Raw genomic sequence first — 11,972 nt, forward strand, 5'->3', positions numbered from 1 at the left:
GCTCACGGCTGCTTCCGATTTCGTTCGATGGCAAGGAAACGCGCCCGGTTGTGCCTCGCGTCGGCAAGCGCATCGTGGGCGTCGTCGGGCGCTTGTGGCAACGCGGGCCGTCCGCTGGATTCCCAGTGCTGCTTGATCTCCCGGGTAAATCTCGGCATCCCGGTCGGCAGCGCCGTCATCGGCCCCCAGAGTTGGCACAGAGCCACATGGTCGTAGGCGCCTACCCAGGCCCACAATTCAACTTCCCGGCCGTCCTGTGCGAAATACTCAGTTAGCCCATCACGGATCGCACTGCGGCTGCGCCACACCTTCGACGCAGGCGACGGGAGCTTAGGCAGCACGTTTGCCCGCACCCACTTCCCCGCACGGCCGGGGTCGAACTCCGTCGAAACAGCATAGAACTCGCGTCCCGTTTCACTGACGAAAGCAATGGAAATCAAGTCGATCGTGCGTCCATCCTCGATGAACTCACAGTCGTAGAAGTACCGCACGGTGTCTGCGTGCCTGCCTGTCTAGTGTCTGAGGAACTTGAACGAGTTCGCTTAGCTTGCGGCGGCCGATGCGCCTGGCTGTGTATCGGTCTTCGGCGCTGGTGGCGAGACCGGCGACGCCTGCCCAGCCTTCGTTTTGTTCGCTGCTTTCTCCGCTTTGTAGGTCGCAGCGTAGATATCGACGTATTCCTGCCCAGACAGATTCATCAGTTCGTAGAGCACCTCATCGGTGATCGCGCGCTCAACGAACCGGGTCCCGCGCATGCCGTCAAACCGAGAGAAGTCCAGCGGCTTGCCAATACGGATCCGTACTTTCGCTGGCTTCCACATTTTGGAGCCCGGCGGGTTCATCTTCTCCGTCCCGATCATGGCGACAGGAATGATCGGAGTACCTGTCTCGAGCGCGAGACGCGCAATACCGGTTTTGCCCTTGAACAGGCGGCCGTCTGGGGACCGCGTGCCTTCCGGGTAGAGGCCGAGCAATTTCCCTTCAGAGAGAATGCGCCGGCCCGTGTTCAGCGCTGCCTCGGCAGCGGCTCCACTAGTTCGATCAATCGGGACCTGACCTGAGCCCGCATAGAAGAACTTCAGGAGTCTGCCCTTGATCCCCGGCGTAGTGAAGTACTCACTCTTGGCAAGAAACGTGATGCGACGGCGCACCATCAGGGGTAGGTACAGCGAATCAGCAACCGCGAGGTGGTTGCTGGCAAGGATCGCTCCGCCCTTAGCTGGGATATGCTCCGCACCCTCGATCGTTGGCCGCCCTATTAGGTACAGCAGCGGCCCGATAAGGATGTATTTGAATGTCCAGTACCACATCGGCCCTCCTCGTGCGCCGGCCCCCACATCGCCGGGCGACTGCATTGAACTCTACCCAGACGTGCTTTCACTGCGCGCGGCGCGTGCCACGTCTGCGGCACCAATCATGGCCGCTTCTTCTCCCATCTGAGCCCGTCTGATTCGTGCGAGCGGCCTGTGACCTGCTCCCGTGACCATCGCGGCGTAATGCTCACGCGCCTCGTCGAGATACATAGGCGCGGAACTGCCCACGCCACCACCGATCACGATCAGGTCCGGATCGTAGATGTCGCTGACCATCGCGAGCCCCACACCGAGCCAGCGTGCAAACTCGGCGACAGTCGCTTCACCGAGCGGGTCGCCATCCTGCGCCGCAGCGGTGATACGGCGCCCTGAGATCGACCCCGGATCCATTCGTACCTCACGCGCGAGCGGTGTGGACATTGATGGTTGCGACGCGAGCAACTCGATCGCGGTATCGATCAGGCTGGTGCCACTGCAATACCGCTCCCAGCAACCCCGTTTCCCGCACGGACAGGTCCGACCATCCGGCACCACCTGTATATGCCCCAATTCGGGGGCTATGCCGTAGCTCCCCCGGAAAATTTCGCCGTCAATCAGCAAAGCTGCACCAATACCCGTACCAATCGCAATGATGACGACATTTTCGCTGCCCTTCGCCGCACCGAAGCGGTACTCCGCCCACGCTGCGGAGTTCGCATCGTGCTCGAGCACGACAGGGACACCGAGCCGCCGGGTCAGGTCGCTGCCAACCGCGGCCTGCCGCCAGGGCAAATGGGGCGCAAACCGAACGGTGGTGCGGTCGCGGGTCAGGAAACCGGCGATCGCCAAGCCGACAGCACTTATTTCGTGGCGCTGCATCAATTCCCGGATCGTGCCTTCCAGAGCGCGCTCGAGTGAAGCAGCGGAACGCGGCGTAGGCGCGTGCACCGTGTCGAGGATTTCTCCGTCCCAACTGACCACGCCCGCGCGAATATTCGTTCCACCGATGTCGACACCGATTGCGTGTGTGCGCCGCTCGAGGTCGGACATGCCCAGCCCCTCACTGTCGTACCGCCGCGGGTAACCGTCCGTTGGCGCGGTCACGATCCGATGAGGACGGGTATGTGTTCGAACCTGCCCCTTCGTGGTGAACGCGGTGACCCCGATCTGTTTCCGGTAGATCGCTTCCGACCCTCATCTGTTTCGCCATTATCGGGGTCTGAACCATTGTGGCGTGCACGATCGGACACGTTCGTGGATTCCGGGTCCGGCATATTGCTGGCGAAGCCACGCGCGTACTCGGCCATTTCCGCAAACGTGTTCATGAGGAGATCCTCAGAGGCTTCCTCATCCGCGCTGTCGAGCAGGGCCCGGACGAAACTCAGCAGACTCGCACCGTGGCTAGCCACATAGCCAAGCAGTTCGTGGTTCTCACCGCGCGAGAGTGCAATGAGCGCGCACACGGGGCACCACGCACACCCAGAACGCAGATATGGCCCCGCCTGCTGCGTCTGCGCTACCTGCGCGACCATCGGTTCGAGGCGGTCGACAACTGACCGGGCCAGCAGTTTCAGCTCGCGTGCTGCCTGCCGGACGCTGTCGCTGTCACCGAGGTCATGCCGCTCGCCGTTGCCGCACGCGCCCTCGTCCACCATCACCATTGCGGCCACACTTCCGGGTTAGGCTGGAATCTGACACGCAGTTCGCTCCCTGTGATCTCCGCACCTGCGACAACACACCTTCGCAGAACTGGCGCAAGAGGCACCCGTCGTTTGATTCCCGCTGCTCCCACGACCAGATCATCATCGATACGGCCCAGCCGTATGCTCCGGGGATCGACCAGCGGCAGCGTCAACCGCATCAGATAAACAGAATCGAGCCCCGTTCCCGACTCATGTTCGACCTTGCAATCCGCCGCACGCCGACGCCTGACATCACCTGGTGAACCGGACGTCAGCGGGGCACGGACGTGATCCAGATTGTCAACGTTTCGCGCCAGATCGCCCAGCGCCGCGACACCCACCGGCTCTGTCGCGGCGTAGCCAGCTATCAGCAACGGTATGTCCCCCAGCGCACTCGTGAGCTCATCGATCACCGCGACCTGCTCGGATACCCGGTCTCGATACCAACGATGGATCGGATCGTCGTTCCAGGATGTCGGCGCGGTCACATTCCCGGATCGATCATAGGCAACAAGGACTCGATTGGCGATGACCCGGTCCAGAGTCATGCCCAGCAATGACATCGCAGTGACCGTTCGCCGGGTCTCCTCGAAGACGATGCGTTCAGGCGTGACCACGAGGCGTACCAGGGTGCTGTCTCCAGTAAGCAAGTCCCGCAGCTGCCGCGTGTGCTGAGTCAACTGGTCCAGGATCCCGGCTGCTATCCCGGCGAACGAGTCCTCAGACATCGCCTGCAGCCTGCGATTCTGCGGCCATACCCGGTCGACGTACGCCATCACGGATTCCGGCAGGGCCACAAGCCTCAGCGTTTCAGCAGTGGGCGCACAGTCAACGACGACGACGTCCCAGCTGTCCCCTTCCGCATAGCGGGCCACCTCGCCCAAGGCGAGGAGTTCCTCGACCCCGGGTACACCAGTGAGTTCCTCTGGCTCTAGACCAAACCACTCCACGCCGTGACGGTGCTCCGGCCCGAGGCCCGCGACAGAGGCAATGATGTCGCGCCATTTCCGCTCAACAAGATCAAGAGTGTTGATGTGCAGCGCATCGAGCCCCGGGGTGACAGTCCAGATCTCACCGTTGCCTGTATCTCCCGCAGATCCAAACGCATCCGCGAGCGAATGGGCTTGATCCGTCGACACAATGAGGACTCGTTTGCCCTGCTCTGAGAGCGCGACAGCCGTCGCTGCGGCAAGCGTCGTCTTTCCCACGCCGCCTTTGCCCACGAAGAGCATTAAGCGAGCATCAGGCGCGCTTCCATCTACGTTCAGCGTTCAACCCGCTTCTTCAGCTCTTTGAGCGCCGTATCCGTAATGACCTTTTCCGCACGACGCTTCAGCAGTCCGATGACAGGAATTGCCAAGTCGACCATGAGTTCATAGGTGACCTTCGTTGACCGCCCACCACTCTGGGGCTCGAGGACATATGAACCGCTCTGAGCTTTCTGGATACCTCCGGACACAAGCTCCCAACTGACGCGCAGCCCATCGTGCGACCACGTGTACGAAAGCTCATAGGTGTCCTTGATGACGCCGGCATCAAGGACAAAGCGAACGCGGGACGCTCTGCCGTCCGGGAACGTTTCAAGAACGTCTACCTGCTTCGCCGCGGAAACCCACGAGGGATATTCGGGGAAATCAGCGATCACGGCCATGACGCTCTCCGCGGGAGCGTCGATCACGATCGACTGCGTGGTCCTCTCAGCCATGACGCAAACGCTACCCTGATGTCGCGGACGATACCGCCGGCTCGCCCGGTCGCCGTCCCCGCTCGGCCCTGAACTTGACCTCGAACGCCATCGCGCGGCCCGTGGCCCGCCAGCTGCGATTCGCCTGTGCAAGTTCGGGGAAAGACAGCGGACTCTGCCCGACCGGTTCGGCGTGAAGAAAGTAGTGGATCATCGTGCCGTCCAGAACGGGCTCGAGCCACACCTCCATCGTGCCGTCCAGAGATTTTCCCACTCGCCAGCGGACCCCTTTGTCGCCGCGGTCCTCCTGCACCGTCACCGAAAGGTCAGGCCACCAGCGCGACCAGTCAGCACGGTCCTGAAGTTCCCGCGCAACGAGATCTGGGCTCGCCGCAACGAACGTGTCGTCCGCGACATGAATACTGCTCACGTTAGAGAGCATCACACATGCTCCCTGGGCGCGGCCAGACACCCTGGCCGCAAAGTGGTGCAGGACGACACACAGTCCCATCATTGGTAACACTCCGACGCAGAAGCGTGCTGTGTCCCATTTGGGATCGATTGACGTTAGAGTGTGAGTCGCAAAGCTAGAGGAATCCCCTGATGGAGGTACCAGTGCGCGAGTTCAGCGTCCCAGCAACCTATACAGTCCCCGAGGACGCGTCCTGCGCCGATGCCGTCGCGCGGAACGCTGCGGAAGACCCGGCATACCCCCTGTTTCGTCGCCTCGTAGGCGGAAGCTGGACCGATGTGACCGCGAAGGAATTCGCAGACCAGGTAGCCAAGGTCGCGAAGGGGCTCATCGCCCTCGGCGTCAATCAGGGCGATCGGGTCGCGCTGCTCTCGGACACGCGCTACGAGTGGGTCCTCATGGACTACGCAATCTGGACCGCTGGCGGCGTGACCGTGCCGATCTACGCGACGTCATCCGCTGACCAGGTGGCTTGGATCCTCGAGGATTCCGACGCGGTGGGGATCGTCGTCGAGACTCCAGCGAACGCGGCGACCCACAAAGAGGTCACCGACGCGGCGAAGAACCTGAAGAAGGTCCTTGTCCTCGACGAAGGTGCGATCGATGAACTCGTCGCCGCCGGGGCTGACGTCGCCGACGATGAGGTCACCAATCGTGTGAAGGCGCTCAAGTCCTCTGACCCTGCCACCTTGATCTACACGTCGGGTACCACCGGCCGCCCAAAGGGCGTTCAGTTGACGCACTACAACCTCCTTGCCGAGGTAAAGAGCATCCTGGCGTCCAGCTTGTCCGAGTACCTGAACACCAATAGCCGCACGCTGCTCTTCCTCCCTCTGGCTCACGTGTTTGCGCGAGCCATCAGCGTGGCCTGCGTTGAAACCCGGATGACCGTCGGTCACACGTCGGACATTCCGAACATCGTTGAGCATCTCGGTGTCTTCAAGCCCACCGTCATCCTCGCCGTCCCGCGCATCTTCGAGAAGGTCTTCAACGGCGCACGCCTCAAGGCACACGCAGCCGGCAAGGGCAAGATTTTCGACAAGGCCGCAGATGTAGCGATCGAGTGGAGCAAGTCACTCGACACCGGTGGTGCTGGCCTTGGCCTCAAGGTGAAGCACGCAGTGTTCAGCAAGCTCGTGTACTCGAAGCTTCTCGCAGCACTCGGCGGTGAGTGCGTTGCCGCTGTCTCCGGTGGCGCCCCACTCGGTGCTCGTCTCGGCCACTTCTTCCGTGGCGCGGGCCTGAAGGTGTACGAGGGCTACGGTCTAACGGAGACCAGCGCAGCTATCACCGTGAACACCCCCGACCACCACCGCATCGGCAGTGTTGGCCGCCCGTTGCCCGGCAACAAGGCGCGAATCGCCGAGGACGGCGAAGTGCTGCTCTCGGGCCCTGTTGTCTTCGGCGGGTACTGGCGCAACGAGCAGGCCTCGCAAGACTCGATCATCGATGGCTGGTTCTACACGGGCGACCTCGGGTCACTCGACGATGATGGTTACCTCTCTATCACCGGCCGCAAGAAGGAAATCATCGTGACCGCGGGCGGCAAGAATGTCTCGCCTTCCGGTCTCGAAGATGTCCTCCGCTCAAGCGCGATCGTGAGCCAGGCAATGGTCGTTGGAGATCAGAAGCCGTTCATCGGTGCTCTCCTCACTCTCGATCCTGATGCTCTCCCCGGCTGGAAAGAGCGCAACGACAAGCCCGCAGACGCGACGGTCGACGATCTCAAGAACGATCCCGACCTGATCGCCGAAATTGACGAGCTGGTCGTGCAGGCCAACAAGACCGTTTCGGCGGCCGAGGCCATCAAGAAGTACCGCATCCTCTCCATCGACTTCACCGAGGCTTCCGGCGAACTGACCCCGTCGATGAAGCTGAAGCGCAATGTCGTCGCAGAGAAATTTGCGGACGAGATCGAAGCGCTCTACAAGAAGTAACCTGCAAGGAAAAGGCCGACGGGCATGTGTGTCACTTGTCCGTCGGCTTTTTCTATTGTGTAAGGAATGTTTGTAACCGGCTGGCCATCGTGGCCCACTGCCAGTTTGCGGTGACCCACTTTCGGCCCTGGGCGCCCATGGCGGCCGCGTTATCGGGATCGCCGAGCAGATCCGCAACTCTTTCGGTGATGCCCGGAACTGACCGGCCATCCACGACGTAGCCGGTCTCACCTTCTCGCACGGTCTCGGGAGCCCCACCTGATTGCCCTGCGATGACGGGCACTCCCGTAGCTGAGGCCTCGAGAAAAACGATTCCGAGCCCTTCGACGTCGAGTCCGGCTCCACGGGTACGACACGGCATCGCAAAAACATCGGCGATCGTGTGATGGGCGGCAAGTTCGTTCGATGGGACAGACCCCGTAAACACAACGTCATCCTCGACACCGCATTCGCGCGCTAGCGTCCGTAAGTTGTCGGCGTAGGGTCCGCCGCCCACGATGACCAGAGCTGCCCCATCGACGCGGCGGCGAATCCTTGGCATCGCCCGTATGAGCATGTCCTGGCCCTTGCGCGGAACCAGACGCGACAGGCATACCACCACCGGCCGGTTACCCAATCGGTAGCGTGCACGCAGTTCACTTCGTGCACCGCTGTCGGGCTTGAACTTCTCAGTATCGACACCCGGGGGCACGTGCTCTAGCGCCGCGTTAGGCCCGAACGCGGCCCCAAACCTGCCGCGGGTGTATTTGCTGACATACGTGACGACGTCGGTCTGCTCCCCGATCACGCGAAGGGCCTGTCGTGCGGCGGGAATCATGGACCATCCGACCTCATGCCCGTGGGTGCTAGCAATGATCGTCTCCGCACCAGCCGAACGCAGCAACGGCCCCATCAGAGCGAGCGGTGCGGCCGCACCGAACCAGACGCCGGAGCATGCATGATGCCTCATGATCTCTTTCGCGCGCTGCACTACATTCGGAGTTGGCAGCATAAGCGTTGTGGGATGCCGCACCACCTCAAATGATTGTTGCGAGTCGAACCGTGTATGGCTGTCATCCCGCCAGCGCGGGGCGTACACGACGAGTTGCTCCGGCGGCAGCATTTCGGCGAGGGTATGCACGTAGGACTGGATGCCTCCGGGCCGCGGAGGAAAATCGTTGGTCACCAGCAGGGTGCGACGCATAGCTCTACCGTATTGGTTCCCCGTGCACCGCGACTCGGCACACGCGGCATCGTTACCCGTGTCACGCGAATTCACGCTCGAGCCATGCGCCCCACCCACGGATCATTTCGGCGAGACCACGGCCAGTTTCTTCACGCATACGATCCTCGAGGACCGCACGTCCAGTCCCTGGAGCAGCGAGAGCGTAGTAAACCCGGGGTAACTCCGCTTCGCCGAGGGTCTCTGCGAGGTAAACGGAGAACGTCCACGCAAGTTCGTACGCAAGCGCGGAGGTTTCCCCGCCTGCCTGGAAGTGATCATCACGCGGCAGCGTATCCGGTGGGCCAAATTGCCGGACCAAAGCGCGCACCATCGACGCCCCCTCGTGCAGGGTGACTCCTGCAGCAGCGCGGCCAGCGTACTCAGCTGTCCCCTCAAGCAGCCACAATGGACTCGACTGGCCAGTTTTCGCGCGCGTCACCACATGAGATAGCTCATGCCGCAGCACCACCGCCCGCGCTTCATCAGGGAGAGTCCGCATGACGGGGGCGGAGAGCACGATCCGCTGACCCGTCGCCGCACCACTGCTGTCGCGTTCTGGGTCCGCGATGGCAACTGCCGCCGCTGAGCCATGGTCATGAGCGCCCCCTGTCAGCGCGGAGAACTCCTCCTCGGTTTGGCTGACGAAAACGACAACTCGCTCTTCCCACTCCGCTCGCCAGAAGCGGTCCACGTCCTCAAGAGCCTCCGCGAGTTGCGCGACCGTCTCAGATACGACGTCTTTGTCACCTGGATGGCCCAGCACCAGTGAGTCAGCACCCTGCCAGTTCACGGTCTCCGTGATAACTGGGCCGAAGTCCCACGGCCCCCGCCAGGTTTGCGCGTCGGTTGTGACATCGCTGCGGCTTACCAGTAGCCATTCCTCATCCACGCGGGCTGCGATAAGGCCCACGGGACGACTCGTTTCGGCGTGATCAGCCGTCAACTGATAGACAAGCCGAAGCTGCGGCGCCCACACGTCTCTGGCATCGATGCGGTCCGCGATCTCCGCGGGGACAAATATCTCCGGTTCGGATGCTAGTTCGTACCGCCACTCACGGAGTGGGACGTCGTCAAGATGCACGGTCTTTCGCCGCTCCGATTCCACAAACTCCGGGTCTGCGGCCAGGTGGAACAGACGCGTCAGGGCCTCCGTGTTACCAGTGCGCTGAGCCTCCGCCCACTCAGCCAGCAGTGCGTTGAGGCCTTCGGCGCGGATGGCGTCGTAGCTGCTAACAGGAGATGCTGCCGGGGGTGCTGTCGACTCCGTCGGCGCTGATGTGCCGCCCTCTGGTCCGCTCGTCCCACACGAAACGAGCGCCAGGGTCGCCGTGATGGCCACGGCAGTCGCGGCGCAGAGCCGGCGCGTGAACCACATACGGAAAGGCTAGTAGCGCCGGATCGAGTGCACCGGTGCTGAATTGACCGCGTCAACTTTGACAGGAACACCGAATGTCGATGCGTGAACGATCTGTCCATTACCGATATAGAGACCCACGTGCGAAGCATCGCGATAATAGATGACGACATCACCGGGCTGAATATCGCGTGGCGACACGGGCATGCCACCCTGCGCTTGCATCTGACTGGTTCGCGGAATCGCGCGGCCCGATTGATTGTGAGCCCACATCACAAGCCCTGAGCAGTCGAACTGGTCGGGCCCAGTTGCGCCCCACACATACGGGGCACCGAGTCGAGTCAGTGCGGCACGCGCAATATCTACACCGGTGCCCGAACCACGAAGCGAACCTGGGTCGAATCCGGGAGGCACAGTCACGCCCGCCCACTGCTGGCGCTCCTCCGCACTCAGCGTTTCGTAAAGTTCCTTGATCTCCTCGATCTGCGCTTGGAGGGCGGACTGCCGACTCGCAAGCAGTTCGTGCTGAACCCGCGCGTCCTCAGTGAGCGAGCGGAACTGCGCAGCAGCTTCGCGCGCATCTTGCTCGGCGCCCTGATACGTGGTCCGGGCTGACTCGAAGTCCTTGATTCGCTCGAGAGTGTCGCGGGAGATGATCTCAAATGCCGACATCTGGGTGATTAGGTCCTGCGGTGAGTCGCTGGTCAGCAAGGCGAACAGCGAATCAAACCGGATACCTTGGTAGTTCGCAAAGGCGAACTTGTCGACGATCTCCTGGAGTGCATCGATCTGCTGACGGGCATCAGCCATCAGCCGGGCACTCTTTTGCTGGCGCCCTTCCGCATCCCCTAACTGCCCCTGCAGGTCCTCCAAGCGGATCTGAGCAGTCAGAACCTCGTCGTTGGCGCGTGTCGCCTCTCGGCTCAGCGCCGATAAGCGCTCAAGCGCTTCCGTTGCATCCGTGATCACGGGATCCGCGGACACGCGCGGCGTGTGCACAAGACCTACGGCGACGATCAGAACAGTTGCCACCATCGCGAGCCAGACACGGGTCGCTGCTCGGCCACCAAAAGCCGCCACACTCACCTCAACTCTTCACCCATCAGAATCTTGCTTGGCCCTGGGTGGCGGATGGCGCACCGTGCGTGACAGCACCGCCCATCAGACCGGAGGTTACCGGTGAGTCAGGCCAAAGGTCTCGATCAGATTACGGAACTGACCACCAGCTGTCCACTTGAGACCGTTTTCCGCTAACTCGCCGAAAAAGCGATGTGGGGCGGAACCATTCGCATGGTTTCGCCCCACATCACCGCGCAGCGCCTAATGGCCACTGCAATTACTCGCTAGCTGTCATGCATAGCGGCGTGCGCTATGGAACGGGAACGCCCCTAGTGAGTCGACCTTGACCGGCTGTGATGAGTTCAGCGCGTGGACAATCTGGCCGTTGCCGATGTAAATGCCAGCGTGTGAAGCGCCACCGTAGAAGAGAACGACGTCACCGCGGCGCAGGTCATTGTGTCCCACAGGGATGCCGCCGCCGGCTTGTGCCTGGCTCGTGCGCGGCACGTTCAGGCCCGCCTGCTGGTGTGCCCAGTACACGAGTCCGGAGCAATCAAAAGCGTTAGGTCCTGCCGCACCCCAGACGTAAGGCGAGCCAACCTTGGTCAGCGCGCCGTCGGCCACACGGTCACCGTTGGAGAAAGGTGCTGCAACGTCACCGATGCTGCCAGTGTTCAGCTCAGGAATCTGAACTCCAGGAACCTGCGGCATCTGAGGAACGTCAAAAGTAGTCGGAATCGCAAGGTTGTCAGGGACGTCGAAAGTGCCGATTCCCGGAATGGTCACCGGAGCTGCCATTGCGGGTGCAGCCGGAAGAGCGATCGCACCGGCCGCAATCCCAGCAGCGACGGCAGTGCGAACAGTCCGCTTAAGCGACTTCGTGGCCATGTTGAGTAAGTCTCCTGTTTCTTCCATCGACCGCCGACCGAGTTAGCTGACGGGTTCGGGCCTGGAAGACGGCCCTACCCACATCCGGTGTCGAGTCCGGTGCGGGATTCACCCCAGTGGAAACGTGGTTCCCCGGTTCAGTGATCGCTTCGTGCGAGCACTGATTAGGCGGCTGACCTTCGGCGCCATCCCGGTCGGGTCGGCAGGACTCCGCAAGGTCTCGAAAAGATTACGAAAGAGGATCGGAACCGTCCACACCCTGGCCCGCCGGGCGATCCTTGTGGTAGAAGTCACACGCTGCTAACGTAACGGACTCACCGTCGCGGTACGGCTGCAAAACCGCAGCTCAGGGGTCCCCCGTTCAGGGGACACCGCACCCAAGCCCTCCATTCGGGCGCGT

Annotated in this window: 12 protein-coding genes and 1 riboswitch; of the genes, 1 reads left to right on the plus strand and 11 read right to left on the minus strand. The window is 62.0% G+C overall.

All coding sequences use genetic code 11. The annotated features are described in order from the left end of the window. Positions 1 to 2 precede the first annotated feature (2 nt). The 7 genes from FHU29_RS16455 to FHU29_RS16485 are packed head-to-tail and all read right to left on the minus strand — an operon-like array spanning position 3 to position 5,103. Positions 3 to 491 carry a polyadenylate-specific 3'-exoribonuclease AS gene (locus FHU29_RS16455; RefSeq protein WP_064439204.1) on the minus strand — a complete coding sequence of 163 codons (489 nt, stop codon included), beginning with the start codon at positions 489 to 491 and terminating at the stop codon, positions 3 to 5. 51 nt (positions 492 to 542) lie between these two features. Next, entirely contained in the window at positions 543 to 1,310 is a 768-nt protein-coding gene (locus FHU29_RS16460; protein ID WP_064439205.1) for a lysophospholipid acyltransferase family protein, read from the minus strand. A 51-nt stretch (positions 1,311 to 1,361) separates the two neighbouring features. Further along, the gene (locus FHU29_RS16465; protein WP_064439206.1) at positions 1,362 to 2,342 is read right to left on the minus strand and encodes an ROK family protein; all 981 of its coding nucleotides are present in this window, start codon (positions 2,340 to 2,342) and stop codon (positions 1,362 to 1,364) included. Between the two features lie 50 nt (positions 2,343 to 2,392). After that, positions 2,393 to 2,962 carry a hypothetical protein gene (locus tag FHU29_RS16470; RefSeq protein WP_183377591.1) on the minus strand — a complete coding sequence of 190 codons (570 nt, stop codon included), beginning with the start codon at positions 2,960 to 2,962 and terminating at the stop codon, positions 2,393 to 2,395. Further along, positions 2,947 to 4,206, minus strand: a complete 1,260-nt coding sequence (locus FHU29_RS16475; RefSeq protein ID WP_064439208.1) for an ArsA family ATPase — start codon at positions 4,204 to 4,206, stop codon at positions 2,947 to 2,949. The genes FHU29_RS16470 and FHU29_RS16475 overlap by 16 nt, the downstream gene beginning before the upstream one ends. 32 nt (positions 4,207 to 4,238) lie before the next feature. Continuing rightward, positions 4,239 to 4,679 (minus strand): SRPBCC family protein, encoded by a 441-nt coding sequence (locus tag FHU29_RS16480; protein ID WP_064439209.1) that lies wholly within the window; start codon positions 4,677 to 4,679, stop codon positions 4,239 to 4,241. A 10-nt stretch (positions 4,680 to 4,689) separates the two neighbouring features. Next, positions 4,690 to 5,103 carry a hypothetical protein gene (locus FHU29_RS16485; RefSeq protein ID WP_064439210.1) on the minus strand — a complete coding sequence of 138 codons (414 nt, stop codon included), beginning with the start codon at positions 5,101 to 5,103 and terminating at the stop codon, positions 4,690 to 4,692. A gap of 158 nt (positions 5,104 to 5,261) precedes the next feature. On the opposite strand from FHU29_RS16485, the gene FHU29_RS16490 reads away from it, so the two are divergent. Further along, a complete protein-coding gene (locus FHU29_RS16490) occupies positions 5,262 to 7,067 on the plus strand; it encodes an AMP-dependent synthetase/ligase (protein ID WP_064439211.1) in 1,806 nt (601 codons plus the stop codon). 52 nt (positions 7,068 to 7,119) lie between these two features. Here FHU29_RS16490 and FHU29_RS16495 read toward each other — a convergent pair whose 3' ends face one another. From FHU29_RS16495 to FHU29_RS16510, 4 genes are all read right to left on the minus strand, one after another. Next, positions 7,120 to 8,250, minus strand: coding sequence for a glycosyltransferase family 4 protein (locus FHU29_RS16495; RefSeq protein WP_064439212.1), 1,131 nt, complete (start codon positions 8,248 to 8,250; stop codon positions 7,120 to 7,122). A 61-nt stretch (positions 8,251 to 8,311) separates the two neighbouring features. Further along, positions 8,312 to 9,646: a hypothetical protein gene (locus FHU29_RS16500; RefSeq protein ID WP_083962165.1), complete on the minus strand. Its 1,335-nt coding sequence runs from the start codon at positions 9,644 to 9,646 to the stop codon at positions 8,312 to 8,314. A 9-nt stretch (positions 9,647 to 9,655) separates the two neighbouring features. Continuing rightward, positions 9,656 to 10,711 carry an NlpC/P60 family protein gene (locus FHU29_RS23740; protein WP_157094936.1) on the minus strand — a complete coding sequence of 352 codons (1,056 nt, stop codon included), beginning with the start codon at positions 10,709 to 10,711 and terminating at the stop codon, positions 9,656 to 9,658. A gap of 264 nt (positions 10,712 to 10,975) precedes the next feature. Then, on the minus strand, positions 10,976 to 11,572 hold the full coding sequence (locus tag FHU29_RS16510; protein ID WP_064439213.1) for a C40 family peptidase: 597 nt from the start codon (positions 11,570 to 11,572) through the stop codon (positions 10,976 to 10,978). A gap of 16 nt (positions 11,573 to 11,588) precedes the next feature. Next, positions 11,589 to 11,753, minus strand: a riboswitch (cyclic di-AMP (ydaO/yuaA leader). Positions 11,754 to 11,972: the final 219 nt, after the last annotated feature.

It is taken from the genome of Hoyosella altamirensis (assembly GCF_014191505.1).
Lineage (GTDB): Bacteria > Actinomycetota > Actinomycetes > Mycobacteriales > Mycobacteriaceae > Hoyosella > Hoyosella altamirensis.

Bases quoted from the DNA above. Each gene is read 5' to 3' on its own strand.
- FHU29_RS16460 (WP_064439205.1), bottom strand. From the start codon at position 1,310: ATGTGGTACTGGACATTCAAATACATCCTTATCGGGCCGCTGCTGTAC.
- FHU29_RS16465 (WP_064439206.1), bottom strand. From the start codon at position 2,342: ATGTCCGACCTCGAGCGGCGCACACACGCAATCGGTGTCGACATCGGT.
- FHU29_RS16475 (WP_064439208.1), bottom strand. From the start codon at position 4,206: ATGCTCTTCGTGGGCAAAGGCGGCGTGGGAAAGACGACGCTTGCCGCA.
- FHU29_RS16480 (WP_064439209.1), bottom strand. From the start codon at position 4,679: ATGGCTGAGAGGACCACGCAGTCGATCGTGATCGACGCTCCCGCGGAG.
- FHU29_RS16490 (WP_064439211.1), top strand. From the start codon at position 5,262: ATGGAGGTACCAGTGCGCGAGTTCAGCGTCCCAGCAACCTATACAGTC.
- FHU29_RS16495 (WP_064439212.1), bottom strand. From the start codon at position 8,250: ATGCGTCGCACCCTGCTGGTGACCAACGATTTTCCTCCGCGGCCCGGA.
- FHU29_RS16500 (WP_083962165.1), bottom strand. From the start codon at position 9,646: ATGTGGTTCACGCGCCGGCTCTGCGCCGCGACTGCCGTGGCCATCACG.
- FHU29_RS16510 (WP_064439213.1), bottom strand. From the start codon at position 11,572: ATGGCCACGAAGTCGCTTAAGCGGACTGTTCGCACTGCCGTCGCTGCT.